A 25,822-nucleotide genomic window follows, 5' to 3' on the forward strand; every position below is an offset into this window, starting at 1 on the left:
CCGGGGCGCCGCTTTCAGGCGCCTCGCGTCAGAACTTTCTCCAACGCCCCGAGAGCCGACCGCAGTTCGTCGCCGGTGATGGTCAGCGGAGGGGCCAGCCGGATCGTCGAACCGTGCGTGTCCTTGACCAGGACGCCCTCGCGCATCAGGCCCTCGCTGATCTCGCGGCCCGTGCCGATGGCGGGATCGATGTCCACGCCCGCCCACAGTCCGCGCGCGCGGAAGCCCTCGACACCCCGGCCCACGAGCGCGGCCAGACCGTCCCGCAGGACCACGCCCAACTCGGCCGCCCTGCGCTGGAATTCACCGGTCTCAAGGAGTTCGACGACGGCCGAACCGACCGCCGCGGCGAGCGGGTTGCCGCCGAAGGTCGAGCCGTGCTCGCCGGGACGCAGTACTTCGAGCACGTCACGGCGCCCGACCACCGCGGAGACCGGCACGATGCCGCCGCCGAGCGCCTTGCCGAGGAGGAGAAGGTCCGGGACGACCGCCTCGTGCTCGACGGCGAGGGTGGTGCCCGTGCGGCCCAGACCCGACTGGATCTCGTCCGCGATGAACAGGCAGCCCTTGCGGCGGGTCAGCTCGCGGACGCCGGCGAGGTAGCCGTCGGCCGGGATGACGACCCCCGCCTCGCCCTGGATGGGCTCGATCAGCACGGCCGCAGTCGTCTCGTCGACGGCCGCTTCGAGCGCGGCGAGGTCGTTGTACGGGACGATCCGGAAACCCGGCGTGAAGGGCCCGAAGCCCGCGCGGGCCGTCTCGTCCGTGGAGAAGCTGACGATGGTGGTCGTACGGCCGTGGAAGTTGTCGGCGGCCACGACGATCGTCGCCTGGTCGGGTGCGACGCCCTTCACCTCGTACGCCCACTTGCGGGCCACCTTGACGGCGCTCTCCACCGCCTCCGCGCCCGTGTTCATCGGCAGCACCATGTCCAGGCCCGTCAACTCGGCCAGCGACTGGGCGAACTGGGCGAGCCGGTCGTTGTGGAAGGCGCGCGAGGTGAGCGTCAGCCGGTCGAGCTGGCGGTGCGCGGCCTCGATCAGCACCGGGTTGCGGTGACCGAAGTTGAGGGCCGAGTAGCCCGCCAGCATGTCGAGGTAGCGACGGCCCTCGACGTCCTCGACCCAGGTGCCCTCGGCGCGGGCGACGACCACGGGCAGCGGGTGGTAGTTGTGCGCGAGGACGGGCGCCTCGGCGCGGATCAGTTCCTCGGACGTACGCGTGAGCGCGGGAGCGGTCATGAGCGGATCTCCTGAGTGCAGCACTTGATTCCGCCGCCGGCCTTGTGGAACTCCGAGAGGTCGACGGGGACAGGGACGTAACCGTGGTCCGCGAGCCGGCCGGCGAGCGCCTCGGCGCCCGGCGAGACGAAGACGTGCCGGCCGTCGGAGACGGAGTTGAGGCCGAAGGCCATGGCGTCCTCGCGGGTGGCGAGCACCGCGTCCGGGAAGAGCCGCGCGAGCACCTCGCGGCTGCCGGGCGAGAACGCCTCCGGGTAGTAGCAGATGTTCTCGTCGTCGAGCACGAACAGCGCGGTGTCCAGGTGGTAGAAGAGCGGGTCCACCAGCTGGAGGCTGATCACAGGGACGCCGAAGAACTCCTGCACCTCGCGATGGGCCTCGCGGGTCGTACGGAATCCGGTGCCGGCCAGGACGTACCTGCCCACGGGGATCAGATCGCCCTCGCCCTCGCACACCGACTCCGGGCGGTAGACGTCGAAGCCGGCCGACTTGAACCAGGTCTCGTACGCCGAGGACTCGGGGCGGCGCTGGGGGGCATGGAAGTACGAGCCGAAGACGCGGCCCGCCAGGACGAGCGCGGAGTTCGCCGCGAACACCATGTCCGGGAGGTCGGCGACCGGCTCGACGGAGTCGACGGTGTGGCCGTGGGTGCGGTAGGCGCGGATCAGCGCCTGCCACTGGTCGCGGGCGAGGTCCACGTCCACGGGTGTGTCCGGGTGCATCCAGGGATTGATCGCGTACTGCACGGCGAAGTGTCTGGGTTCGCAGACGAGAAAACGCCGGGGGCGTTGCACACGGCTGTCGGGCACAGAGAGGTTCCTCCGCTTCCTGCGGTGTTGGCTGACGGTGCCTCCACGGTAAGAAACGGGGGATACGTGCGACAAGCGACGAGGGCTGCGTGTCTGCGCAGGATTGCTGCGTCTTCAGACGTCTCAGCGCATGTTTGATGCGTCACCCGGGGCGGGGTGGGTCGCCCCCGCCTCCGGAGCCTCCGGCAGCAGATGGGACAGCACCATGTAGCTGATCGTCTTCCGGATGAACGGCTCGTCCCTGATCCGCTCAAGCACCTCCTCGAAGTGCTCCACATCGGTGGCCCGTACGTGCAGCAGCGCGTCCGCACCGCCGGTCACGGTCATGGCCGCGGCGATCTCGGGGTAGTTGCGCACGACCTCGGCAATCCGCCGGGGCGGGGCCGCGCCCTCGCAGTACACCTCCACGTACGCCTCCGTACGCCAGCCGAGCGCCGCCGGCTTCACCGTGGCCGTGAACCCGGTGATCACGCCGGTCTCGCGCAGCCGGTCCACACGGCGCTTGACCGCCGTGGCCGAGAGCCCGACCGCCGCGCCGATCTCCGCGAAACTGGTCCGCGCGTTCGCCATCAAGGCTGTGATGATCTTGCGGTCGATGTCGTCGAACATCGCGGGCTTGCTGCTCATGGCGGCACTGTATCCAGCGACACCCGCCAGGCCCGTGCGGCGGCGACGTCCACGCCGCTCCCCGGCGGCATCCACGCCCGTCCAGCGGCAACCTCCACGTCCCGCACATGTCCAGACGTGGGAATTCCTCCTACACTCCACCTTCATGCTGCGCGCCCTCGCCGTCGACGACGAACAACCGTCCCTCGAGGAACTCCTGTATCTGCTGAACGCCGATCCCCGGGTCGCCGGCGCCGAGGGCGCGAGCGACGCGACCGAGGCGCTGCGCCGGATCAACCGGGCGCTGGAGTCCGGCCCGGACGGCCCGGAGGCGATCGACGTCGTCTTCCTCGACATCAACATGCCCGGACTCGACGGCCTCGACCTGGCCCGGCTGCTCACCGGATTCGCCAAGCCGCCGCTCGTCGTGTTCGTCACCGCCCACGAGGGCTTCGCCGTCCAGGCCTTCGACCTCAAGGCCGTCGACTACGTCCTGAAGCCGGTACGCAGAGAGCGCCTCGCCGAGGCCGTACGCCGGGCCGCCCAGCTCATGGACGCCGCCCCGCTGATACCCGTGCACGAACCCGACCCGGACCACATATCCGTCGAGCTCGGCGGGGTGACCCGCTTCGTGGCCGTCGAGGACATCACCCACGTCGAGGCACACGGCGACTACGCGCGTCTGCACACCGCCCAGGGCACCCACCTCGTACGCATCCCGCTGTCCACCCTCGAAGAGCGCTGGCGCTCCCGGGGCTTCGTCCGCATCCACCGCCGCCATCTCGTCGCCCTGCGCCACATAGGCGAACTCCGGCTTGACGCGGGCACGGTGAGCGTCCTCGTGGACTCCGTCGAACTCCAGGTCAGCCGCCGTCACGCCCGCGAACTGCGCGACCTGCTGCTGCGCCGGACCACGAGCTGAGGGGGCGGCGTGCCGCAGGATCCGACCGAACGCCGCGTCACGGTCACCGGTGTGCCCCGGCGCACCCGCAGGACGTCCGGCTACTACCGGCCCAGGACCGAGATCGACGAGCAGACCACCCTCGGCCACACCTATGTCCGCTCGCTCATGCGCAGCCAACTCCGGGTGGCACTCGTGGTGTTGGCGGTCCTGGTGCTGCTCGTCGGACCGCTGCCCCTGGTGTTCGCCGCGATGCCGGACGGCGCGACCCTGGAGTGGGCCGTGCTCGGATTCTGCGTGTACCCGCCGCTGGTGCTGCTCGCCCGCTGGTACGTGCGCCGCGCCGAACGCAACGAGAGGGACTTCGTGCGCCTGGTCGAGGACCGCTGAACGTGGACCAGAACTACGCCGTCCCCGCGGTCGCCCTGGTGGTCGTGGCGACCGTCCTGGTCGGCGCGTTCGGCCTGCGCATCTCCCGGACCACCTCCGACTTCTACGTCGCCTCGCGCACCGTGGGGCCACGGCTCAACGCCGCCGCGATCAGCGGCGAATACCTCTCCGCCGCTTCCTTCCTGGGCATCGCGGGCCTGGTGCTCGTCCAGGGCCCCGACATGCTCTGGTACCCCGTCGGCTACACGGCCGGCTATCTCGTCCTGCTTCTGTTCGTCGCCGCCCCGCTACGCCGCTCCGGCGCGTACACCCTGCCCGACTTCGCGGAAGCCCGGCTCGGCTCACAGGCCGTGCGGCGCCTCGCCGGTGCCTTCGTCGTCGGTGTCGGCTGGCTGTATCTGCTGCCCCAACTGCAGGGCGCGGGACTGACGTTGGCCGTGCTGACAGACGCGCCCGACTGGTTCGGCGGGGTGCTCGTAGCGGTCGTCGTGGTCGCCACCGTCGCCGCGGGCGGCATGCGCAGCATCACCTTCGTGCAGGCCTTCCAGTACTGGCTCAAACTCACCGCCCTGCTGGTCCCCGCGCTCTTCCTGGTCCTCGCCTGGCAGAGCGACGGCGCCCCGCGCGACGCCTTCGACGAACCCGCCGCCTTCCGCGAGCAGAGCGTCGTCCGCGTCGACGACAGCCTCGACCTGAAGCTCTCCCAGCCGCTGGGCGTCACCGCGACGGGTACCGTCGACGGTCGACGGTACGAGGACGAGCGGGTCGAACTCCCGGCAGGCGTCCACCACATCCAGCGCGGCACCCGGCTGACCTTCACCAAGGGTGACCCGGTCCCGGCGGCCGACCGCGGCAGCAATGGCGGCATGTCCACCTCGCTGGCCTCGGGCCGCGAGGAACGCCCCCTGTATGCCACGTACGGACTGATCCTCGCCACCTTCCTCGGCACGATGGGACTGCCCCACGTGGTCGTCCGCTTCTACACCAGCCCGCACGGCGTCGCCGCCCGCCGCACCACGGTCGCCGTACTCGGCCTGATCGGCGCCTTCTACCTCCTCCCGCCCGTCTACGGCGCGCTGGGCAGGCTCTACGCCCCCGAGCTCACCCTCACCGGGCAGGCGGACGCCGCCGTACTGCTGCTGCCCGACCGGATGATCGGCGGAGTCGGCGGCGACCTCCTGGGCGCGCTGGTCGCGGGCGGGGCCTTCGCGGCGTTCCTGTCGACCGCGTCCGGACTGACCATGGCCGTGGCCGGCGTGCTCACCCAGGATGTGCTGCCCTCGCGCGGAGTACGGCACTTCAGGCTGGGCACCGTGCTCGCCATGGCGGTGCCGGCCGCGGCGAGCATGCTCGTGGGCGGGCTGCCGGTCGCCGACGCCGTCGGGCTCGCCTTCGCCGTGTCCGCGTCCTCGTTCTGCCCGCTGCTCGTCCTCGGCATCTGGTGGCGGCGGCTGACCCCGCCGGGCGCGGCCGCCGGAATGCTGATCGGCGGCGGCTCCGCCCTCGTCGCCGTCGGCGCGACCATGGCGGGCTTTCCGGGCACCGGTCCGCTGCACGCCCTGCTCGCCTGGCCCGCACTCTGGTCGGTGCCGCTCGGGTTCGTGACGATGATCGTGGTGTCCCTCGCCACGCCGGGGCGGGTGCCGGTGGGCACCGCGGCGATCCTGGCGCGCTTCCATCTGCCGGAGGAGCTGGCCCGGGGCCAGGTGCGGGCGGAGGCCAAGGCATGAGGCGGCACGGCGGGGGGAGGCCGCGTGATGGGGTGATACGTGCCCGAGGAGGCCACGTATTGAGGTGGCACGGCGCGTGGAGGCCGCGTCATGGGGTGGCATGCGCGCGCGGTGACCGAGCCATGAGGCGACAGGCGCTCGCGGAGGTCACGTCATGAGGCGACACGTGCGCACGGAGGTCACGTCATGAGCGGCTTCATCGCGGGGCTCTGCGTCGCCGTACTCCCGCTCCTCGCCGCCGGTTTCTGGCTCGGCAGGCGCACCGCGCGGCCCGGGAGCCTCGGGGGGCTCGGCACCCCCGTCGAGCACGCCACCTTCCAGACCCTGCACACCGCTTCGCTCGCCGCACCCCCACTGCGCGCGGGCCTCACCGAGGAGACGGCGGGCCGGTCCGCCCGCCGCCTGCGCACTCTCCTCGGCACCGACGCGCTGTGCCTGACCGACCAGGAGACCGTCCTCGCCTGGGACGGAGTGGGGGAGCACCACCGCACCGAGATCATGGCGCGGCTCGCAGGACCGCTGGAAACCGGCCGAGGCGAGGCCTTCCGTCTCACCTGCGAGGAACCCGACTGCCCGCTGCGCTGGGCCGTCGTCGCCCCGCTCACCGTCGACGAGCGGGTACACGGAGCGCTCGTCGCCTGCGCGCCCCGCGAGTCCGCCGTCCTGGTCCGGGCCGCGGGCGAGGTCGCCCGCTGGGTCTCGGTGCAACTGGAACTCGCCGACCTCGACCAGTCCCGTACCCGCCTGATCGAGGCCGAGATCAAGGCGCTTCGCGCCCAGATATCCCCGCACTTCATCTTCAACTCGCTCGCGGTGATCGCCTCGTTCGTCCGCACTGACCCCGAGCGCGCCCGCGAACTGCTCCTGGAATTCGCCGACTTCACCCGCTACTCGTTCCGCAGGCACGGCGACTTCACCACCCTCGCCGACGAACTGCACGCCATCGACCACTACTTGGCGCTGGTCAGGGCCCGCTTCGGGGACCGCCTCTCGGTCACGCTGCAGATCGCGCCCGAGGTGCTGCCGGTGGCGCTGCCCTTCCTCTGCCTCCAGCCGCTCGTGGAGAACGCCGTCAAGCACGGACTCGAGGGCAAGACCGACAAGAGCCACATCAGCATCACCGCGCAGGACGCGGGCGCCGAGGCACTCGTCGTCATCGAGGACAACGGCACAGGCATGGACCCCGACCGGCTGCGCCGCATCCTGGCCGGAGAGGTCAGCCCCTCGGACGGCATCGGACTGTCCAACGTCGACGACCGGCTGCGCCAGGTGTACGGGGACGACTACGGCCTTGTCATCGAGACCGCGGTGGGAGCGGGCATGAAGATCACCGCCCGGCTGCCGAAATACCAGCCGGGCGTACATTCGGCCGCGCCGCTCCCGCGCCAGTGAGCCTCAGGTGCTGCGCGAGGCCACCATCCCCAGCGTGATCAGGCCGAGCACGACCCAGCCGAACCACAGCCAGCCGTTGCTGCCGAGCGCCACCGTGTAGGCCGTCACGACGACGAGCCCGCCCACGGTGAGCACTCCCATCGTCTTCGTCGAACCAGGCGTAGAACCGGGCATCGAACCGGGCATCTCAGCACCCTCCTCGGGGCGGGTCCGCGACGTGGGCCGTGGCCTTGGGCCCATTTTCACCCGGCAGGGCGTGATTCGCCAGGGCCGGGCCGCCTACTCGCCTCCGCGCATCAGGGTCTTGTCGAGGTGCTCGACGGCGCAGACCACGAGGTAGTACTTCTTGGCCCACAGCCCTGTGCTGCGCAGACCATGACTCCAGTACTGGTCGGAGCTGTAGTCGAACTCCTCCGGCGGGGCGTCCTTCGCGCACTGCTTGTCCGCCTCTTTGTCGGGGTCCTGGCCGGGCGAGACGCTCTTGAGGTGCGTGATCTGCACGACCCGCCCCATGTGCTCCTTGTCGCAGGCGACCAGGTCGTAGTGCGTGTTCGCACGCGCGTCCCCGTCCACATGGCCGAGGCAGTCCTCCCGCTGTATCTGGGTCGCGTCCTCGAAGGTCATCCCGTACGGGCGCAGCTCGCCCAGCGGGCCGTACACCGGCCCGTGCTTCCCGACCAGCAGGCAGGCGACATTGCCGCCGGTGGCGTCGAAGCCCTCGCGCGTGGGCACCACCGCCATGCTCCGTACGTTCCACGCGAGTTTCCCCGCGGTCTCCTCCGTCAGCTCCTCGCACCGGGCCGCTCCCCGCTTGCTCGCCTCCTCGTACGAGGCGGTCTTGTACAGCGCCATCACCTGCCCGTCCGGGACCATGTCCTTGCAGCTCGGATCGAGCGTGAGCGGAGGCACCCCGGCCACGGAGGAGGGCGGCGGATCGCCCCGGACGCAGTCGCCCTTCCGGAGCGGTTCGGAGAGTCCGACCGTGCCGCCGTACGGTTTCACGGGCTTGTTCGCCATGGCGTACCAGACCCCGCCCGCGGCGAGTCCCAGCGCGAGGAGCAGCGCCGCAAGGCCTTGCAGCAGGAGGGGGCGTTTGCGGCGACGCCTGCCCGAGGGGCCGGATACCGGAGTGGGCGGGCCTCCGGACCAGGGCGGGCCGTAGCCGTGACCGGGCTGCGGGGTGCTCGGGTTGCTGGGCGGCGGTGGGCCGAAGACCTGGCCCGGCCGTGAGCCGTACGCGGCCGGGGCGGCGGGTGCCTGGGACGTGGGGGCGTATGCGGGGTGGGCGGTGGGGGAGGGAGCAGGGGACGGAGTGGCGTGGGCGGGCGGGGTGTAGGGGCCGGGTGCGGCGAGGCCCTGGTCCTGGGCCGGGCCGCCGGAGCTGCGGCCCGGTGGTGTCGCACCCGGCGGAAGCAGGCTCGCCGGAGTCCCGTCTGAGGTGACGAGCCCCGCCCAGGGCGGTTGCGACCCTCCGTCCACCTGGGTACTCGGGTGCGGCTGGGGCGTGATGATCCGGGCGAGCGCCGCCGCCGTGTCCTCCGCCGAGATCCGCAGCGCGGGATCCTTGGTCAGCAGCGCCTCGATGACGGGCCCCAGGGCCCCGGCCCGCTGTGGCGGCGGCGGCTCCTCCAGGACCACGGCGGTGACCGCGGCGAGATCGGTGTCGCGGTCGAACGGACCGAAGCCCTCCACACCGAAGTACAGGGTGCAGCCCAGCGAGAAGAGATCGGCCGCCGCGGTCGGCGGCCCGCCCGTGGCACGCTCCGGCGCCAGATATCCGGCCGTGCCCACCAGGATGGACGTCAGGGTCCAGCGCGTCTCGGCGGAGTCCGGCTGGACGGAGATGCCGTAGTCGGTGAGCAGGACCCTGGAGCCGGGCGCGCCCGTGCGGTCCGGCGCGAGCAGGATGTTGGCGGGTTTGACGTCCCGGTGCATGATGCCGCGTTCATGACCGGCGGTCAGCGCGTCCAGGACCGCGAGGCCGATCCGGGCGCACTCGTCGGGGGCCAGCGGGCCGCGCCGCGCCAGCCGGTCGCGCAGGTCCTCCGCTCCCGCCACGTACTCCATCACGATCCACGGCAGACCCTCGTGCTCCAGGACGTCGTGCACGGTCACCACATGCGGGTGCCCCCGCAGCACCGCCGCGTGCCGGGCCTCGGCGCGGGCCCGTGCGATCCGGGACTCGTGCTCCTCACCGGCCCCCGGCGCCGAGCGGAACCTGATCTCCTTGAGCGCGACGTCGCAGTCGAGCCGCCGGTCGTGGGCGAGCCAGACATGGCCCATCCCGCCGGAGCCCACCTGGTCCGTGAGCTCGTACCGGCCGGCGATGATCCGGCCCACTCCCGACTGTGGTGATCCTTGTGCCATCCGGTCGCTCCCCGGGTTCTGCGCTGGTTCGTACGCGGGTCAGGACAGTGCGCTCGACGCCGGTGCGCTGCCGGACGTCGGCTCGGCCGATGACGGTGCGGTCGCCGTCGGCCCGGTAGCTGTCGGGCCGGCCGAGGCGGACTCCGTCTTCGTGGGGACGGCCGACGCGCTGGTCGGCGTGCTGGGCGGAGGCGTACTCGGCGGCGTCTGACTGCTCGGCGGGGGTAACGAGCTCGTCCCACCGCCCGATCCCGACCCCGGCGGCGTCGACGTCCCCGGCGAGTCGGAGCCGCCGCCGGACGGTGATCCGCCGCCCGGCGACGAGGGGCCGGACGACCCGTTGGAAGGCGCCGGTGACGTCGTACCGGGACTGGGGTCGGATCCGCCCGACCCGCTGCTGGACTCCCCGGGGCCGGTGCTGGACTCCCCGGGCCCGGTGCTCGATCCGCCCGGGCCCGTGGTGGCTCCTCCGGAGTCCGGGGGAGTGGTCGTGCCGCCACCACTGTCGTCGGGTCCGCCCTGCACGGACAGCGTCACGGCCGCGCCCCACTCGAGGGTGCTGCCCTCGGTGGGCTGGGACGCGGTGACGAGGGCGTCGTCGGCGGGCAGGGAGTCGCCGCCGTACGTCATCACCAAGCCCGCGTCGACCAGGTGCTGGGCCGCCGCGGCGAACGTCATCCCCGTGACGGCCGGAACCCTGAGTTCCGCGTGGGTGTCGAAGGACTTGTCCGCCTCGCCCTCGGTGCCGATCGGGCGGTTGATCCCGTGGTCGGGGTCATCGACGTCGACGAGCTGGAGCCGCTCGATCTGCTGGTCTCCGGGCGGCGGCTTGACGACCACGATGCGGTCCTGCTGATAGCCGGCCCACTTCTTGTTTCCGTCCTTGAACTGCACCGACGTCTTCTCGACGTTTCCCTCGTAGGGAAGGAGCGGATTACCGCAGGAGCACTTCACCGCGGGCAGTCCCTGCGGGTCGACCAGGATCGCGATTCCTGTCTGCAGCAAGGCGTCGAAGGGGACGGCCTTGCCGTCCTTGTACTCATGATTCGTCACGAGAGTGTCGTGGCGCAGCACGACGGGTGTGAGCTGATCGATATGCCCCGGGATCTCGTCCGTGCTGATATTCCGCACCCGCGCCCATTCCTGCGCCTTCGCGGAGTTCTTGCTGTCGGTGAGGAAGTTCTTGAGCTTCTCCGCATCGCAGGTGCCGGGTTTCGTCGAGCCGCCGAATTCACCGGTGGCCCCATCGTCATCACCCTGCCCCGACGAACCGTCGTCCCCGCCCGTCGCGCCGTCGTCCCCGCCGTCGTCTCCGCCGGTCGCGCCGCCGTACAGCCCAGGGCTGTTGCTCGCCTGTATGCCGCCGCTCGGGCGGGCCTCGGGGAGGCTCATGTCCTTGCCGAGGCTGCCGTCCTCCGAGAAGAAGGGATTGGCCTGCGATATCCCGGCGGCAATGGCCCGCACCACGGACAACTGTTCGGATTTGCTGCATCCGCTGACCATCAGCACGCCGACCAGCAGTAAAGCGATCCTGTGGGCCGCCGTTAATCCGGCCCTTTGCATGGACACGCGAAATGTCATGCCCGCTCCCCCTGCGGTTTCCCCCGTGGACCTCGCGGGCCGGACAAGAGACCGGACGCGAGGCTTCGCCCCCATGCTACTGAATAGAAATGCGTTTCACGCAAGCTGAAAAAAGAAGGGAATTCAGCGACGGGAAGAACTGAAAGGATCGGTAGGGAATTCAGCGACTACGTGCGTTGAGTGAGGCCAGATAGGCGTTGTACGCCTCGAGTTCCTTGTCGCCGTCGCGGTCCGCGGCCCGGTCCGTGCGGCGGGCCTGCCTGCTCTCGGAGGCGTACCACTGGAAGAGCAGCGCGAGCAGTACGAGGACGGAGGGGATCTCGCTGAACGCCCAGGCGATGCCGCCCGCCGCGTTCTGGTCGGCGAGCGCGTCGATGCCGAGCGAGGCGGGCGGGTTCTTGTACGTCTCGACCATCGGCCCGGACGCCATCATCAGCGCGATGCCGAAGAAGGCGTGGAACGGCATGCCCGCGAACAGCTCCAGCATCCGGATCAGATAGCCGGGCCGCTGCGGCCCCGGGTCCACGCCCATGATCGGCCAGAAGAAGACTAGGCCGACGGCGAGGAAGTGGCACATCATCGTGATGTGCCCCACCTTGGAGCCCATCAGGAAGTCGAAGATCGGTGAGAAGTACAGCCCGTAGAGGCTCGCGATGAACAGCGGGATCGTGAACGCGGGGTGCGTGATGATCCGCATGTACCGGCTGTGCAGGAACATCAGCAGCAGCTCACGGGGCCCCTTGGCGCCACGCTTCGACGCGACCGGCAGCGCGCGCAGCGCCAGCGTGATCGGCGCCCCGAGCAGGATCAGGATGGGCGACAGCATGCTGATCACCATGTGCTGCACCATGTGCACGCTGAACATGACCATGCCGTAGTCGTTCAGCCTGGTACACATCACGAGCATCACGGTCAGCACACCGATGACGAAGGAGATGGTGCGGCCCACCGACCACTTGTCGCCGCGCCGCGTCAGCCGCACGACCCCCCAGCCGTACAGCGCGAGCCCCACCAGGCAGGCGACGAGGAAGAACGGGTCCGCGGACCACTCGAGCCCCCGCCCCAGCGTGAACGGCGGCAGATCCATGGTCGTGCCGTGCCCGCTGTGATCCATCCGCCGGCTCCTGTTTCGTACTGGTTGTGCGCAGTCTGTCCGGACCAGAGTAGAACTGCCTCCGCAGCCGACAGTGACCGGGGCGCCCCTTTAGGGGCGCGGGGAACTGCGCGACAAGCCACGACGAACCCGCGGCCGCCAGAATCCTTAGAGCACGCACTCCGCTTCGGCGTACCGCTCGTCCGGAACCGTCTTCAGCGTCTCCACGGCCTCCGCGAGCGACACCATCACGATGTCGGTCCCCCGCAGCGCCGTCATCTTGCCGAAGTCACCCCGGTGCGCGGCCTCCACGGCATGCCAGCCGAACCGCGTGGCGAGGACACGGTCGTACGCCGTCGGCGTACCGCCCCGCTGGACGTGGCCGAGGATCACCGGCCGGGCCTCCTTGCCGAGGCGCTCCTCCAGCTCCAGGGAGAGCTGGCGGGCGATGCCCGCGAACCGCTCGTGCCCGTAGACGTCCTTGCCGCCCTCGTCGTACTCCATCGTGCCCTCGCGGGGCTTCGCCCCCTCCGCGGCCACGACGATGGCGAACCGCTTGCCCGCCTCGAAGCGTTCGCCGACCTTGGCGGCCAACTCCTCGATGTCGAAGGGGCGTTCCGGTACGACGATGGCGTGGGCGCCCGCCGCCATGCCGGAGTGCAGCGCGATCCAGCCGGTGTGGCGGCCCATGACCTCCACGATCAGCACCCGCTGGTGGGACTCGGCCGTGGTCTTCAGCCGGTCAAGGGCCTCGGTCGCGACGCCGACGGCCGTGTCGAAGCCGAAGGTCACGTCCGTGACGGCGATGTCGTTGTCGATGGTCTTCGGCACGCCGACGATCGGCAGGCCGCTGTCCGAGAGGAGGCGGGCCGCCTTGAGGGTGCCCTCGCCGCCGATCGGGATGATCGCGTCGAGGCCGAGCTCCTCGACATGGCCCCTGGCCCGCTCCACGCCGTCACGCAGATGCGCGGGCTGGACCCGGGAGGAGCCGAGCATGGTGCCGCCGCGAGCCAGGATTCCACTGACCGCGTCGAGGTCGAGCTTGAGGTAGTCGCACTCCAGGAGGCCTTTCCAGCCGTCCCGGAAGCCGATGACCTCGTCGCCGTGGTCGACGACGGCACGGTGCACGACGGACCGGATGACGGCGTTCAGACCGGGGCAGTCGCCGCCGGACGTGAGGACACCAATGCGCATAGCCCGAAATACCTTCTCAACGTGGGCCGGGAACCGGACCACGCTGTCCGGCTGGACCCCGCCACCCTAACGGCAGGAGGGGGCGGGGCAGCACTGTGCGTCCGCCTGCTGGACGACCCCGCTCACCTGTGCGGAAGGGCCGTCAGACGGGCTGGTTACGGCAGGTCGGACAGGAGGTGTACGACGGTCAGGCGGGCTGCTGGGCCGACGCGATGCGCTCGCTGCGCAGCGCCTCGTACCAGCGGTCGTCGATCGGCGGCAGTGCGTTCACGTCCAGCGCCAGCTTCAGCAGCAGGTCCGCGATCTGCGGGTTGCGGGCGAGCACGGGCCCGTGCATGTACGTACCGAAGACGGTGTCGTTGTACGCGCCCTCGGTGCCGTCGCCCGTGCCGTTGCCCTTGCCGAGCCGCACGTTCGCGAACGGGCGCGCGGTGGGGCCGAGATGGGTGATGCCCTGGTGATTCTCGAAGCCCGTCAGCGGGGGCAGGCCCAGGCGCGGGTCGATGTCGCCCAGCACGTCACCGACGCACCGCTCGCCCTCGCCGCGCACGGAGGTCACGTCGAGCAGACCGAGGCCCGGCTCGCGCTGCCCGAGGTCGTTGATGAACTCGTGGCCGAGGATCTGGTAGCCGGCACACACCGAGAAGACGATCGCGCCGTTGCCGACCGCGCGGTGCAGACCGCCGTCACGGCGCAGCCGCTCCGCCGCGAGCCGCTGCGGCCGGTCCTCACCGCCGCCGATCAGGTAGATGTCGCCGGAGGTGGGGATCGGCTGGTCGCTGCGTACGTCGAGACGGGCCACGTCGAGGCCCCGCTGGCGGGCCCGGCGCTCCACGACGAGGGCGTTGCCCTGGTCGCCGTAGGTGCTCAGCAGGTCCGGGTAGATCCACACGAGACGCAGGCTGTTGTCACTCATCTTCTTCGTCCTTCGTGGCTCAGTTGCCGACACGACGCCTCAGGTCCTGGAAAGCGGTGTAGTTCGCGACGACCTCGATGCGTCCGGGCGGCGCCAGCTGCACGGCCTGGTCGAGGGTCTCGCAGACCTGGAACTGCTGGTTCGCCACCTCCAGGCGCACCGCGAGGTCCAGTTTGCGGTCGCCGAGAACGAAGATCGGGTGCCCGGTGAGCTGGGTGTAGTCGACGTCCCACAGCCAGGAGGTGTCGGTGCCGTCGGCGCCGCGCGCGTTCACCGACAGGATGACCGGGGTCGGCGGCGGGTCGATCAGCGAGAACGTCTCCAGCCAGCCTGCGGGGTTCTTGGCGAGCAGCAGACGCAGGTCGCGCTGCATGAACTGCACCACGTCGTAGCGCCCGGCCACCGCCTGCACCTGGTACATGCGTTCCAGGGCGACCTGCGGTGGCACGCCGAAGACGGCGGCGACGGCGGCCGAGGAGGCGGCGTTCGCCTTGTTGGCGCGGCCAGGCAGCTGGAGGTGGATCGGCCAGGCGGAGCCGTGCGGGTCGAGGACGTGGTCGCCGGAGAGCGCCCAGCTCGGCGTCGGACGGCGGAAGCCGCACTCGCCGCAGAACCAGTCGTCACCGGGGCGCTGCATCACACCGCCGCAGGACGGGCAGGACCAGGCGTCGTCCTTCCACATCTGACCGGCGGCGACCCACACCACGTTGGGCGAGGAGGAGGCGGCCCACACGACCAGCGGGTCGTCGGCGTTGGCGATCACGACGGCCTTGGAACCGGCCAGGCCCTCGCGCCAGTGCTCGGCCATCATCCGCGTCTCGGCGGCACGGTCGAGCTGGTCGCGGGAGAGGTTGAGCAGCGCGATGCACTTGGGGTCGGTGTCGCGCGCGACACCGGAGAGGTACTTCTCGTCGACCTCGATGACCGCGTACTTGGCGTCCGAACCCCCGGCGAGCGCAGAGGTGATACCGGCGGGCATGTTGGCGCCCAGCGCGTTGGACACGACCGGTCCCGCGGCGCGCAGCGCCTCCGCGATCAGCCGGGTCGTGGTGGTCTTGCCGTTGGTGGCCGACACCAGGATGACGTCCAGGTGTGTGGCGAGCCGTGCGAGCAGGTCGGGGTCGAGCTTGAGTGCCACCCGGCCGCCGATCACCGATCCGCTTCCGCGTCCGGCGGCCCGCGAGACGGCCGCGGCCGCCTTGCCCGCCGTCACGGCCAGCTTGGCCCGCGGCGTCAGCGGGTCCGAGTTGCCTGACATCGTGTCCGATCCTCCTTGCGTACGCGCCGCGCCTCTGCCCCCGGCATCGTGTGGGCCTCAGCCTATCGAGATCCACTCACGTGCCCGAATCGCGGCACCTCTACGGTGCCCGCGCGACATTCGCGCGCCTCCCAGGACCGTACCCTTGCGGCCATGCGACACGGCTCCATCCCGGGCTCCCGAGGGCGCGTCCGGCCCATCACCCTGCTCGGCGACCCCGTCCTGCACGCGAAGTGCGCGGAAGTCACCGACTTCGGTCCCCAACTCGCCCGTCTCGTCGAGGACATGTTCGCGACGATGTACGCCGCCCAGGGCGTCGGCCTCGCCGCCAACCAAGTCGGCGAGTCCCTCAGCGTCTTCGTATACGACTGCCCGGACGACGAGGACATCCGCCACGTCGGCCATGTGGTGAACCCACGTCTCGTCGAGGCGGACGGTGTGGTCCTGCGCGGACCGGAGGGCTGTCTGTCCCTGCCGGGCCTCGAGGCGGGGACCGAGCGGTACGACCACGCGGTCGTCGAGGGCTTCACCGTGGACGGCGACCGGTTGCGGGTGCACGGCACCGGCTGGTTCGCACGGTGCCTGCAACACGAGTGCGATCACCTTGACGGTGGGGTGTACGTGGACCGGCTCACCGGTTGGCGCCATCGCCGGGTGATGAGGCAGGCGGCGCGGGCGTCTTGGGGGCGGTGAGCTTTGGCGGTCGGCTGCGGGCAAGTGGGGGCTGGTCGCGCAGTTCCCCGCGCCCCTAAAGACGCCGGGTGCCGACAGCGCCCCTTCAGGGGCGCGGGGAACTGCGCGACCAGCCACATCGGTCCGCAGCCGAGAGACGGCCGTCAGAACCCCGGCCCGCCAACCCTGTCCCCGGCGGCAGCCAACCGCCCCCACAGCAGGTCGGCCAGACTCCGTACCAACTCGGCCCGGGAGCAAGGCCGTTCACCCAGCCACCAGTCTCCGGCCGCATGCATCATGCCGACGATCCCGTGCCCCCACACCCGCGCGAGCTGCTGGCTGTCGGGCCCGAGGTCCACCCGCTCCTCGATGACCTCCGCCAACTCCTCGCCCATGCGTCGGAGCAGCGGAGCGGAGTGCTTGCCCACGTCGAAGCCGGGGTCGCCCGGCTGGCCGCCCTCCGTGGGATGCATCAGGAACCGGTAGACCTGAGGGTGTGACTCGATGGCCGCCAAGTACGTGTCGAGCGTGGCCTCGACGCGCTCGCGGCGCTCGGCCGGCGCGTCGAGCGCGGCGCGCAGCGATCCGAGGAGGGCGTCGGTGTGCCGCTTGGCGAGAGCGGCGTAGAGTCCGCCCTTGTCGCCGAAGTGGCGGTACAGGATCGGCTTGGTGATGCCCGCCTCCGCGGCGATGGCATTCATCGAGGCTCCGGGACCGTCACGGAGCACCACTCTGTCTGCGGCCTCCAGCAGCTCGCGCCGTCGGCGTTCGGCGGACCTCTGCTGATCGGTCCGCTGTGTGGTGTCCATGGTCTCTCCCCACCCGTGCTGATTCGGTGACGCCTGCGCAAACTAACACTCAATGGCGCATGTGTATCGAACGGGCTGCCGAGCGCGGTTCGGGAGTTGACTTTTCCTACTGGTCAGTAACAGACTCCAGTTACCGCAAGTAACACTTTAGTGCATTGCTGGAGGGGTCATGGCCGAGTTCACGATGGAGCTCAACGACGATCAGAAGGAGGTCCGGGACTGGCTCCACGGTTTCGCCTCCGATGTGATCCGCCCCGCGGCCGCCGAGTGGGACGAGCGTGAAGAGACGCCGTGGCCGGTCATCCAGGAGGCCGCGAAGGTCGGCATCTACTCCCTGGACTTCTACGCGCAGCAGTACTTCGACCCCACCGGACTCGGCATACCGATGGCCATGGAGGAACTGTTCTGGGGCGACGCGGGCATAGCCCTGTCGATCGTCGGCACCGGCCTCGCCGCCGTGGGCGTCCTCGCCAACGGCACCGAGGAGCAGATCGGCACCTGGATCCCCCAGATGTACGGCGATGCCAACGATGTCAAGGTCGCGGCCTTCTGCTCCTCCGAGCCCGACGCCGGCTCCGACGTGGCCTCCATGCGCACGCGCGCCGTCTACGACGAGGCCAAGGACGAGTGGGTCCTCAACGGCACCAAGACCTGGGCGACCAACGGCGGCATAGCCAACGTCCACGTCGTGGTCGCGGTCGTCGACTCCGAGCTCGGCTCCAAGGGGCACGCCTCCTTCATCGTCCCCGCCGGTACGCCGGGCCTGTCCCAGGGCCAGAAGTTCAAGAAGCACGGCATCCGCGCCTCGCACACCGCCGAGGTCGTCCTGGAGAACGCCCGCGTCCCCGGCTCCTGCCTCCTCGGCGGCAAGGAGAAGCTGGACGAGCGCCTCGCCCGCGCCCGTGAGCGCGCCAAGTCGGGCGGCGAGCGCGTGAAGAACGCGGCGATGGCCACGTTCGAGGCGTCCCGTCCGGCGGTCGCCGCGATGGCGGTCGGCACCGCGCGGGCCGCGTACGAGGTGGCCCTCGAGTACGCGATGACGCGTGAGCAGTTCGGGCGCCCGATCATCGACAACCAGGGGGTCGCCTTCCAGCTCGCCGACATGCGGACGTCGATCGACGCGGCGCGCCTGCTGACCTGGCGCGCCTCCTGGATGGCGGTCAACGGCAAGCCGTTCACCGCGGCCGAGGGGTCCATGTCGAAGCTGTTCGCCAGTGAGACCGCGAAGAAGGTCACCGGGCAGGCGATCCAGATCCTCGGTGGCAACGGCTACACCCGGGAGTACCCGGTCGAGCGGATGCACCGCGACGCCGCGATCTACACCATCTTCGAGGGCACGAGCGAGATCCAGCGGCTCGTGATCGCGCGCACGCTGTCGGGGATGCCGATCCGCTAGGCGGCGCTCAGCGGTGCTTCAGAGGCGTGAGCTGCTCGATGTCGTACCGCGCCCGGAGCGCCTCGATCGCCGCGACGTCCGGCGGGCCGCCCGTGCCCAGGATCTCCAGGAGTTCCTCGAAGTACCGCTCGTGGTCCGGCGGCGGTGACGCCTGGAAGAACATCTTCGCGGGCGTCTCGGTCGGGTTGGAGAAGGCGTGCGGGCATCCCGGCGGTACGACGATGACCGTGCCCGGGGTCGCCCGCACCACCCGGGTGCCCGAACCCGACTCCCAGCGTTGCCAGTTGTCGGGTGTGCGCACCCGCGGCTCGAAGGCGAGGACGTCCAGCTCGCCTTCGAGAACGTAGAACAACTCCTCGCTGCGCGTGTGCACATGGGCGCCCACGTCGAAGCCGGGGGGCACCAGGACCTCGAAGGTGGACGCCATGCGCGAGTGTGAGCCGGTGACCTTGAACGTCACGTGCTGGGCGGGCGTCTGCACGACCCGGCCGTGACCGGGCGGTACGAGCAGCCCCTCGGACGCGGTCATCCGACGCTCACCACGTCACGGGCAGGGCCTCGGGTCCACGGATCAACGCGCCCTTCCTGAAGGGGACCTGCTCCGGCGGTACGGCGAGTCGCAGCCCCGGCACCCGGTCCAGGAGCGCGTCGACCATCAGCTCGGACTCCAGCCTGGCGAGCATCCCGCCCGGGCAGTAGTGCGGGCCGAAGCCGAATGACACATGCGGGTTCGGGTTGCGCGAGAAGTCGATCATCTCGGGGTCCGGGAAGACGTCCGGGTCGCGGTTGGCGGCCAGGTACGACACGTACACCGCGTCGCCCTTCCGGATCCGCACGCCATGGACGTCGACGTCCTCCATGGCGATCCGGGAGAGGCCGACCGCGCTGCGGTGCGGGATGTAGCGCAGCAGCTCGTCGATGGCCTGGGGCCGGATCGCCGGATCGGCGCGGAGCTGTTCGGCCAGCTTGGGGCGGGTCATCAGGATGAAGAACATCTGCCCGCTGTTGTTGGTGACCGCCTCGCCGCCGATCTGGAGGAGCACGGCGAGGCCGACGGCCTCCTCCATCGTGATCTCGTCCCGGCCCACGGCCGCGCCGAGCAGCGAACCGACGTCCTCGCCCGTACTTCCGGCACGCTCGCCGATGAGCTTCGTGAAGTACGCGCCCATCTCGTTCTTGGCCTTCTCGCTGACATCGGCGCCGTGCGAGGAGGACAGGATCAGCTGGGTCCAGATGTGCATGCTGTGCCGGTCGGCGGCCGGGACGCCCATCAGCTCGCAGATGACGGCGATGGGGAAGGGACTCAGGATCGCCTCGGTGAGATCGGCGGGCGAACCGGTGTCGAGCATCTCGTCGACGAGTTCGTCGAGCATCCGCCGTGCGCTGTCGCGCAGCCGCTCGACCCCGCGCGCCGTGAAGGCCGCGGCCACCGAGCGGCGCAGCCGCGTGTGGTCGGGCGGGTCGAGGAAGCCGACCGCGCCCGCCGAGGGGATGAAGTGCGGGGCGAGCCGGGTGACCTGCCGCCCCATGACGGCCTCACGGCTGAAGCGGGAGTCGTTCGTCACCATGCGGACGTCGTCGTACCGCGTCACCAGCCATGCCCAGCCGTCGCCGTTGGGCAGCTGGATCCGGGTGACCGGGCCCTCGCGCATCAGCTCGGTCAGAACCGGGTCGAAGTCCACGCCGGTCAGGTTGAGCGCGGGCCAGTGGCGGACCGGCGGCAGGGCCTCGGTGATCGTCTTCTCGGTCATCCAGGTCACGTCGATTCGTTGGTTGCGTTGCTCCAGCGGCCCAGGGACATCTCCGCGGTGATGCCCGGGCCGAAGCCCGCGAGCATGCCGCGCGCGGCGTGCTCCGCGCCGCCCTCGTCGAACAGCCGGCGCAGCGCGTCCAGGACGACGGCGCTGGCGATGTTCCCGTACTCGGTGAGGGTGGCCCGGCTGAACCGGAATGCCTCCGGCGGGACCTCGAGGAACTTGCTGAGGTCGTCCAGGATTCGCGGGCCACCGGCGTGGATGATGTAGAAGTCCAGGTCGGAGGCATTCCAGCCGTGCTGGCGCGCGAGGTTGTGGAGCGCCGGGGCAAGCGGCTCCATGGTGGCCGGCACCCGCTTGTCCAGCAGGAAGTGGAATCCCGTGGCGCGGACGTCGTACATGATCCAGTCCTCGGTCTTGGGGATCAGGTACGAGGCGTTGCGCTCCAGCTTGATGCCCGTGCCGCCCTTTCCGCGGACGACCGCGGCGGCGATGCCGTCGCCGAACAGGCCGTTGCACAGCAGCGAGCCGACGCCGAGGTCGGTGGGCTGGTAGCAGAGCGAGCAGAACTCGCAGGCCACGATGAGTGCGTTGGCCTCGGGGTAGGCCGAGCAGAAGTCGTGCGCCCGGTTGACCGCGGCGCCGCCGGCCGCACAGCCCAGCTGGGCTATGGGTATCTGCCGGGTGTCGCTGCTGAAGTCCATCGCGTTGATCAGCCAGGCCGTGAGCGAGGGCATCATGAACCCGGTGCACGACACGTAGATGATCACGTCGATGTCGGTGGTGAGGAGCTCGGCGTCGTCCAGCGCCCGCTGCACGACGGCGGGGACGCGGGCCTTCGCCTCGTTCCCGTAGACCCTGTTGCGGTCCTCGAAGCCCGGGTGCTTGAGGGTCTCCTCGATGGGCTGCACGATGTGCCGGGTACGAACCCCGGTGTTCTCGATCAGCCGCAGGGCCAGGGGGAGTTGGGGGTGGTCGGCGTGACGGGAGCGTGCCAGCTCCAGCGTCTCCTCCATTGTGATCACGTACTCGGGGACTGAGACCGCGGGTCTGCACAAAGTCGCCATGAGGAAGCGCCTACTTTCGCCTTCCGGGGAACCGTTCGTCCCCCGGCGGAAGGGTGGTTCCCCCACGATCACCCGGCAGGGCGCGGATATCTCGTCGGATTACGCCAGATCGGGGACATGGCCCGACAAGTGGGATCCTGATCCAAGGAGCTCGGCGAACGCCGCACCGAAGGGGTACGCGATGACACGGACGGCCAGTGACCTGCGGGGGAGCATTACCGGGAAGCTCGCCCCCGACCCCCATGCCAACCGGCTTCTGCCCCTGATCGCCCGGGGCGCGGCGCAGCGCTCCACACTCGCCGCGCTCGCCCTCGAACAGCGCCATGTGATCGCCGCGGACCGCCGCGCGTTCCTGCATCTGGCGCAGCGGCCGGACGCCGGGCCCGAGAGTGCGGCCTTCTTCGCAATGCTCGCTGAGGGTGAGGCTCTGGCCGAGGACCGGCTGGGCGCGTACACCGCCGCGTGCGGGGCCGATGAGGCACTGGCGGCCGCGTACGAGCCGCTCGCGGACTGCCGGAGCTATCCCGCGTACGTCGCCTGGCTGGCCCTGAACGGTTCACCCGCCGACGTGGTGCTCGCGCTGAGCGCCAACTTCGCGGCGTGGGGCGGCTATTGCGCGACGATCGCGGAGGCCCTGCGCCGCCACTACGGCTTCGAGGACGAGGCCTGCGGCTTCTTCGACTTCTTCGCCGAGCCCGCGCCGGAGTTGGAGCGGAAGGCACTGGCAGCCGTGCAGGCGGGGCTGGACGGCGGGCGGGTCGACGAGGACGAGGCGTACCGGTACGGCCGCCTGCTGCAGGGCTGCGAGGCGAAGTTCTGGCACGCGTTGTGGGAACTCGACGGGCGACCGGGCTGACACGGCGTCGACTGACGCCGTGTCGATTCGGGGTGCTCAGTCGGACGTCGTCCCGCTGCTGTGCGCGATGCAGGCCACGTCGATGCGGTCGGCGAGCTTGGCGAGTTCGATCGTGAGCGCCGCCACTGTGTCCTCGTCGAGCCCGTCCTGGCCGGCCTCCACCAGATGCAGCCACCGGCCGCCCACCGTGCGCAGCAGTTTGCTGACGTCGGCGGCCGCCACCTGCAACGTGCCGCGGTCGTCGACGATCAGAGGCAGGGTCACTTCGCGGTTCACAGAGGGGATCGTAACCGCGGAACGCTCACGCTCCGTGCCATACGGTGGTGATGTTGCAGAACTCGCGGATTCCGTGCCCCGACAGTTCACGCCCGTAGCCGGACCGCTTCACCCCGCCGAACGGGAACGCGGGGTGGGACGCCGTCATCCCGTTGACGAACACGCCACCCGCCTCCAGATCACGGACGAACCGGTCCACCTCGGCCCCGTCGCGCGTCCACACGTTCGAACTGAGTCCGAACGGCGTGTCGTTGGCGAGAGCCACCGCCTCGTCCAGGTCAGCCACCCGGTAGAGGGTCGCGACGGGCCCGAAGGCCTCCTCCTGGTGGATGCGCATCTCGGGTGTGACGTCGGCGAGGATCGTCGGCGCGTAGTACCAGCCGGGCCCGTCAGGGCGTTCCGCGCCGCAGAGGACCGTCGCACCGGCCTCGACCGCGTCGTCGACCAGTTCCTCCAGGTCACCGCGGCCCTGTTCGGTGGAGAGCGGCCCGACGTCCGTGTCCTCGTCGAGCGGGTCGCCGACCTTCAGAGCCTTCATGCCGGCCGTGAAACGTTCGGCGAAGGCGTCGAACACGTCCGTGTGCACGATGAACCGCTTGGCGGCGATGCACGACTGCCCGTTGTTCTGGACACGCGCCGTCACCGCGGTCTTCGCGGCCCGGTCGAGGTCGGCGGACGGCATGACGACGTACGGGTCGCTGCCACCCAGCTCCAGCACCGTCTTCTTGACCTCGTCCCCGGCGACGGAGGCCACCGCACGCCCCGCCGGTTCACTCCCGGTGAGCGTGGCCGCCTTGACGCGCGGGTCGCGCAGGATGTCCTCGACGGCGCCGGAGCCGATGAGCAGCGTCTGGAAACAGCCCTCGGGGAAGCCCGCGCGGCGGAAGAGGTCCTCCAGGTAGAGGGCGGTCTGCGGCACGTTCGAGGCGTGCTTGAGCAGGCCCACGTTGCCCGCCATCAGCGCGGGCGCGGCGAACCGGATCACCTGCCACAGCGGGAAGTTCCACGGCATGACGGCGAGGACAGGGCCCAGTGGGCGGTAGCGCACGAGTACCCGGGAGGCGCCGGAGTCCTTGACGTCGGACTCGGCCGGCTCCTCGTCGGCGAGGAGTCCCTCCGCGTGGTCGGCGTACCAGTGCATCGCCTTCGCGCACTTCGCGGCCTCCGCGCGGGCCTGCTTGACCGGCTTGCCCATCTCGGTGGTCATCACCCGGCCGATCTCCTGCTGATCCTCTTCGAGAAGGTCGGCGGCCTTGTGGAGCAGCCGCGCCCGCTCGGCGAAGGAGGTGCTGCGATGGGTGCGGAACGCGGCCTCGGCGGTCGCGAGCCTGCGCTCGATCTCCTCGGCGCCCAGGGCGTCGTACGTCTTGAGCGTCTCGCCGTTCGCAGGGTTCACCGTCGCGATGGGCATGGCCGACCTCCTGAAGCTGGCTGTTCCTCGACCCTCCCGCGCGCCGGGGTGCGGCGCAACGTGGAGGGCGTGCTTGCGAACCGGAGTCGCACCGGCTCTCACCCCGTGTGCTCCATCAGTCGGTCCAGAAACCCCGCCTGCGCCTTCACGATCAGCGCCCGGGCCCGTTCCAGGCCGAGCCACTCCACCCGGTCCAGCTCGGGGAACGCCTGCCGGCGGCCCGACTTCGGTGGCCACTCCATCTCGAAGGTGCCGGGGACCACGGTCGCCGGATCGAGATCGGCCTCGATCGCCCAGGCCGTGACGATCTTGCCGCTGCTCTGCCGGACCTCGCCCAGGGGCAGGGCCTCGCCGTCGGGCGGCGGCAGTCCCAGCTCCTCCTGGAACTCGCGGCGCGCGGCCTCCCAGGCGGTCTCGTCCGGCTCGTACTCACCCTTGGGCAGGGTCCAGGCCCCGGCGCCGCGTCGCGCGAAGAAGGGGCCGCCCATATGGCCGAGCAACACCTCAAGGCCGTTGTCCGTGTGCCGGAACAACAGCAGTCCGGCGCTGCGCTTGGCGGTCGTCACGGGGTCACCTCCGGGTGCGCGGCGAGCAGGGTCGCGACCGTGTCGGCCTCGGCAGGGGTCTTGTCCTCGCGGTAGCGCACGACGCGGGCGAAGCGGAGGGTGACGCCGGCCGGGTAGCGGGTGGACTTCTGGAGGCCGTCGTACGCGATCTCGACGACGAGTTCGGGTCGTACGGTCACGACGTGGCCGTTGTCCTCGACGGCCAGCTCTCTCAGCCGCTCGGTCTGCCAGGTCAGCATCGCGTCCGTCATGCCTTTGAACGTCTTGCCCAGCATCGCGAAGGACCCGTCCTCGTTCCGCGCGCCCAGATGCAGGTTGGACAGCTTCCCGGTGCGCCGCCCGTGCCCCCACTCGGCCGCGAGAACCACCAGGTCCAGAGTGTGCACGGGCTTGACCTTCAGCCAGGAGGCACCGCGCCGGCCCGCGCTGTAGGGAGCGTCCAGGGCTTTGACCACAACACCCTCGTGCCCGCGAGCGAGCGTGTCCGCGAGGAACTTCTCCGCTGCTGGGAGGTCTCCGGGACCCGACACGAGCGTGCGCCGCACCCGTAGCGGCTCAGGCACCAGCCGCGCCAGCTCCGCGTGCCGCTCGGCGAACGGCAGGTCCAGCAGGTCCTGCCCGTCGACGGACAGCGCGTCGAAGAAGACGGGGGAGACGGGCACCGCTTCGGCGGCCGTGGCCACGTCCACGCGAGAGCCCACGCGCCCGGCGATCTCCTGGAAGGAGCGCGGGCGCCCGTCCGTGTCCAGGGCGATGACCTCGCCGTCCAGGATGAACCGCTCGCCCTTCAACTCCAGTGCGGCAGCGGTGAGTTCGGGAAGCCGGTCGGTGATGTCGTCGAGGGTGCGGGTGTAGATCCCTACGTCGTCGCCGTCACGGTGGACCTGTACGCGAATGCCGTCGAGCTTCTCCTCGACCGCGCAGGTGCCGAGCTTGTCGACCGCCTCGGACACCGAAGCGGCGGTGTGCGCCAGCATCGGCAGCACCGGTCGGCCGACGGTGAGCCGGAAGCCGTCCAGCGCCGCCGGGCCGTGCGAAAGGAGCGCCTGCGCCACCGTCTGCAGCGATCCGGCGAGCATCACCGCCCGTCGTACGTCCCCGGCGGGTGCGCCGGTCGCCTGGGCGAGCCCCTCGACCGCGACCGCGTCCAGCGCGCCCTGCCGGACCTCACCGGCGAGCAGCCCGTACAGGAAGCGCTGCTCGCCCTCGGTGGCCGCCGCCATCAACTCGCCCACCAGGCGCGCCCGTTCGGCCTGCGATCCGGTGCCCGAGACCCCGCCGAGCTCGGTGAGCCGGGCGTCCACCTCGCGGACGGTCAGCGTCGGTTCCGACGCGGGGGAGACGGGCGTACTGAGGATCTTCCAGCCGATGCCGAGGCGCCCCTGCGGGAGGCGGCCCGCCAGATACGGGATCACGATCGGCACGTCGTCCGCGTCGGCGTCCCGGAAGAGCTCGGCGAGCAGAGCGGTCTTCCGGGAGCGCGCCGAGGTGGCGGCGACCTCCTGGGACACATGGGCGAGCCGGCTCAGCAGCATGC

At 70.6% G+C, this 25,822-nt stretch carries 25 protein-coding genes; 7 read left to right on the forward strand and 18 right to left on the reverse strand.

The features are described from left to right. Nucleotides 1–14: 14 nt before the first annotated feature. From rocD to OG266_RS39750, 3 genes are all read right to left on the reverse strand, one after another. Entirely contained in the window at nt 15–1,241 is a 1,227-nt protein-coding gene (rocD, locus tag OG266_RS39740; RefSeq protein ID WP_266468483.1) for an ornithine--oxo-acid transaminase, read from the reverse strand. Then, a complete protein-coding gene (gene ddaH / locus OG266_RS39745; RefSeq protein WP_329548966.1) occupies nt 1,238–2,050 on the reverse strand; it encodes a dimethylargininase in 813 nt (270 codons plus the stop codon). The genes rocD and ddaH overlap by 4 nt, the downstream gene beginning before the upstream one ends. Nucleotides 2,051–2,173: 123 nt before the next feature. After that, entirely contained in the window at nt 2,174–2,677 is a 504-nt protein-coding gene (locus OG266_RS39750; protein WP_266468490.1) for an Lrp/AsnC family transcriptional regulator, read from the reverse strand. Nucleotides 2,678–2,822: 145 nt separating this feature from the next. Between OG266_RS39750 and OG266_RS39755 the strand changes: the two genes are divergently transcribed. The 4 genes from OG266_RS39755 (at nt 2,823) to OG266_RS39770 (ending at nt 7,069) form a co-directional block, all read left to right on the forward strand. Continuing rightward, nucleotides 2,823–3,578, forward strand: a complete 756-nt coding sequence (locus tag OG266_RS39755; RefSeq protein WP_266468494.1) for a LytTR family DNA-binding domain-containing protein — start codon at nt 2,823–2,825, stop codon at nt 3,576–3,578. Between the two features lie 9 nt (nt 3,579–3,587). After that, nucleotides 3,588–3,947, forward strand: coding sequence for a hypothetical protein (locus tag OG266_RS39760; RefSeq protein ID WP_329548967.1), 360 nt, complete (start codon nt 3,588–3,590; stop codon nt 3,945–3,947). Between the two features lie 2 nt (nt 3,948–3,949). Next, a complete protein-coding gene (locus OG266_RS39765) occupies nt 3,950–5,677 on the forward strand; it encodes a cation acetate symporter (RefSeq protein WP_266468500.1) in 1,728 nt (575 codons plus the stop codon). Between the two features lie 186 nt (nt 5,678–5,863). Then, entirely contained in the window at nt 5,864–7,069 is a 1,206-nt protein-coding gene (locus tag OG266_RS39770; RefSeq protein ID WP_266468502.1) for a sensor histidine kinase, read from the forward strand. A gap of 3 nt (nt 7,070–7,072) precedes the next feature. Here the strand turns inward: OG266_RS39770 and OG266_RS39775 are convergent, their stop codons facing one another. The 7 genes from OG266_RS39775 to OG266_RS39805 form a co-directional block, all read right to left on the reverse strand. Further along, on the reverse strand, nt 7,073–7,255 hold the full coding sequence (locus tag OG266_RS39775) for a hypothetical protein (RefSeq protein WP_266471043.1): 183 nt from the start codon (nt 7,253–7,255) through the stop codon (nt 7,073–7,075). Between the two features lie 93 nt (nt 7,256–7,348). After that, nucleotides 7,349–9,436, reverse strand: a complete 2,088-nt coding sequence (locus OG266_RS39780) for a protein kinase (protein WP_371551769.1) — start codon at nt 9,434–9,436, stop codon at nt 7,349–7,351. 39 nt (nt 9,437–9,475) lie between these two features. After that, the gene (locus OG266_RS39785; protein ID WP_371551770.1) at nt 9,476–11,017 is read right to left on the reverse strand and encodes a DUF6777 domain-containing protein; all 1,542 of its coding nucleotides are present in this window, start codon (nt 11,015–11,017) and stop codon (nt 9,476–9,478) included. Between the two features lie 160 nt (nt 11,018–11,177). Next, nucleotides 11,178–12,131: a cytochrome c oxidase assembly protein gene (locus OG266_RS39790; RefSeq protein WP_371551772.1), complete on the reverse strand. Its 954-nt coding sequence runs from the start codon at nt 12,129–12,131 to the stop codon at nt 11,178–11,180. A 147-nt stretch (nt 12,132–12,278) separates the two neighbouring features. Further along, the gene (locus tag OG266_RS39795; protein ID WP_266468516.1) at nt 12,279–13,304 is read right to left on the reverse strand and encodes a 6-phosphofructokinase; all 1,026 of its coding nucleotides are present in this window, start codon (nt 13,302–13,304) and stop codon (nt 12,279–12,281) included. 187 nt (nt 13,305–13,491) lie between these two features. Next, complete coding sequence (locus tag OG266_RS39800) at nt 13,492–14,220, reverse strand: type 1 glutamine amidotransferase (RefSeq protein WP_266468522.1); 729 nt, start codon at nt 14,218–14,220, stop codon at nt 13,492–13,494. Between the two features lie 19 nt (nt 14,221–14,239). Further along, nucleotides 14,240–15,478, reverse strand: a complete 1,239-nt coding sequence (locus OG266_RS39805) for a MurT ligase domain-containing protein (RefSeq protein ID WP_266468526.1) — start codon at nt 15,476–15,478, stop codon at nt 14,240–14,242. Nucleotides 15,479–15,631: 153 nt separating this feature from the next. Here OG266_RS39805 and def point away from each other — a divergent pair, with 153 nt between their 5' ends. Then, a complete protein-coding gene (def, locus tag OG266_RS39810; RefSeq protein ID WP_266468530.1) occupies nt 15,632–16,171 on the forward strand; it encodes a peptide deformylase in 540 nt (179 codons plus the stop codon). Between the two features lie 143 nt (nt 16,172–16,314). Here the strand turns inward: def and OG266_RS39815 are convergent, their stop codons facing one another. After that, nucleotides 16,315–16,959, reverse strand: coding sequence for a TetR family transcriptional regulator (locus OG266_RS39815; RefSeq protein WP_266468534.1), 645 nt, complete (start codon nt 16,957–16,959; stop codon nt 16,315–16,317). A 169-nt stretch (nt 16,960–17,128) separates the two neighbouring features. Between OG266_RS39815 and OG266_RS39820 the strand changes: the two genes are divergently transcribed. Then, nucleotides 17,129–18,355, forward strand: coding sequence for an acyl-CoA dehydrogenase family protein (locus OG266_RS39820; protein WP_371551776.1), 1,227 nt, complete (start codon nt 17,129–17,131; stop codon nt 18,353–18,355). Nucleotides 18,356–18,362: 7 nt separating this feature from the next. Here OG266_RS39820 and OG266_RS39825 read toward each other — a convergent pair whose 3' ends face one another. The 3 genes from OG266_RS39825 to OG266_RS39835 are packed head-to-tail and all read right to left on the reverse strand — an operon-like array spanning nt 18,363 to nt 21,176. Continuing rightward, complete coding sequence (locus tag OG266_RS39825; protein ID WP_266468540.1) at nt 18,363–18,884, reverse strand: cupin domain-containing protein; 522 nt, start codon at nt 18,882–18,884, stop codon at nt 18,363–18,365. A gap of 7 nt (nt 18,885–18,891) precedes the next feature. Further along, nucleotides 18,892–20,106 carry a cytochrome P450 gene (locus OG266_RS39830; RefSeq protein WP_329550319.1) on the reverse strand — a complete coding sequence of 405 codons (1,215 nt, stop codon included), beginning with the start codon at nt 20,104–20,106 and terminating at the stop codon, nt 18,892–18,894. Between the two features lie 5 nt (nt 20,107–20,111). Then, a complete protein-coding gene (locus tag OG266_RS39835; protein WP_371551779.1) occupies nt 20,112–21,176 on the reverse strand; it encodes a type III polyketide synthase in 1,065 nt (354 codons plus the stop codon). A gap of 181 nt (nt 21,177–21,357) precedes the next feature. Here OG266_RS39835 and OG266_RS39840 point away from each other — a divergent pair, with 181 nt between their 5' ends. Continuing rightward, nucleotides 21,358–22,032 carry a transcriptional regulator gene (locus OG266_RS39840; RefSeq protein ID WP_371551781.1) on the forward strand — a complete coding sequence of 225 codons (675 nt, stop codon included), beginning with the start codon at nt 21,358–21,360 and terminating at the stop codon, nt 22,030–22,032. Nucleotides 22,033–22,068: 36 nt separating this feature from the next. On the opposite strand, the gene OG266_RS39845 is transcribed toward OG266_RS39840, so the two are convergent. From OG266_RS39845 to OG266_RS39860, 4 genes are all read right to left on the reverse strand, one after another. Then, nucleotides 22,069–22,308, reverse strand: coding sequence for a DUF6213 family protein (locus OG266_RS39845; RefSeq protein ID WP_266468554.1), 240 nt, complete (start codon nt 22,306–22,308; stop codon nt 22,069–22,071). Between the two features lie 25 nt (nt 22,309–22,333). After that, entirely contained in the window at nt 22,334–23,719 is a 1,386-nt protein-coding gene (locus OG266_RS39850) for an NADP-dependent succinic semialdehyde dehydrogenase (RefSeq protein ID WP_371551783.1), read from the reverse strand. A 98-nt stretch (nt 23,720–23,817) separates the two neighbouring features. Beyond that, the gene (locus OG266_RS39855) at nt 23,818–24,285 is read right to left on the reverse strand and encodes an NUDIX domain-containing protein (protein ID WP_371551785.1); all 468 of its coding nucleotides are present in this window, start codon (nt 24,283–24,285) and stop codon (nt 23,818–23,820) included. Further along, nucleotides 24,282–25,820, reverse strand: a complete 1,539-nt coding sequence (locus tag OG266_RS39860; protein WP_371551787.1) for an ATP-dependent DNA ligase — start codon at nt 25,818–25,820, stop codon at nt 24,282–24,284. Before OG266_RS39860 ends, OG266_RS39855 begins: the two co-directional genes overlap by 4 nt. Nucleotides 25,821–25,822: the final 2 nt, after the last annotated feature.

The organism is Streptomyces sp. NBC_00554 (genome assembly GCF_041431135.1).
Lineage (GTDB): Bacteria > Actinomycetota > Actinomycetes > Streptomycetales > Streptomycetaceae > Streptomyces.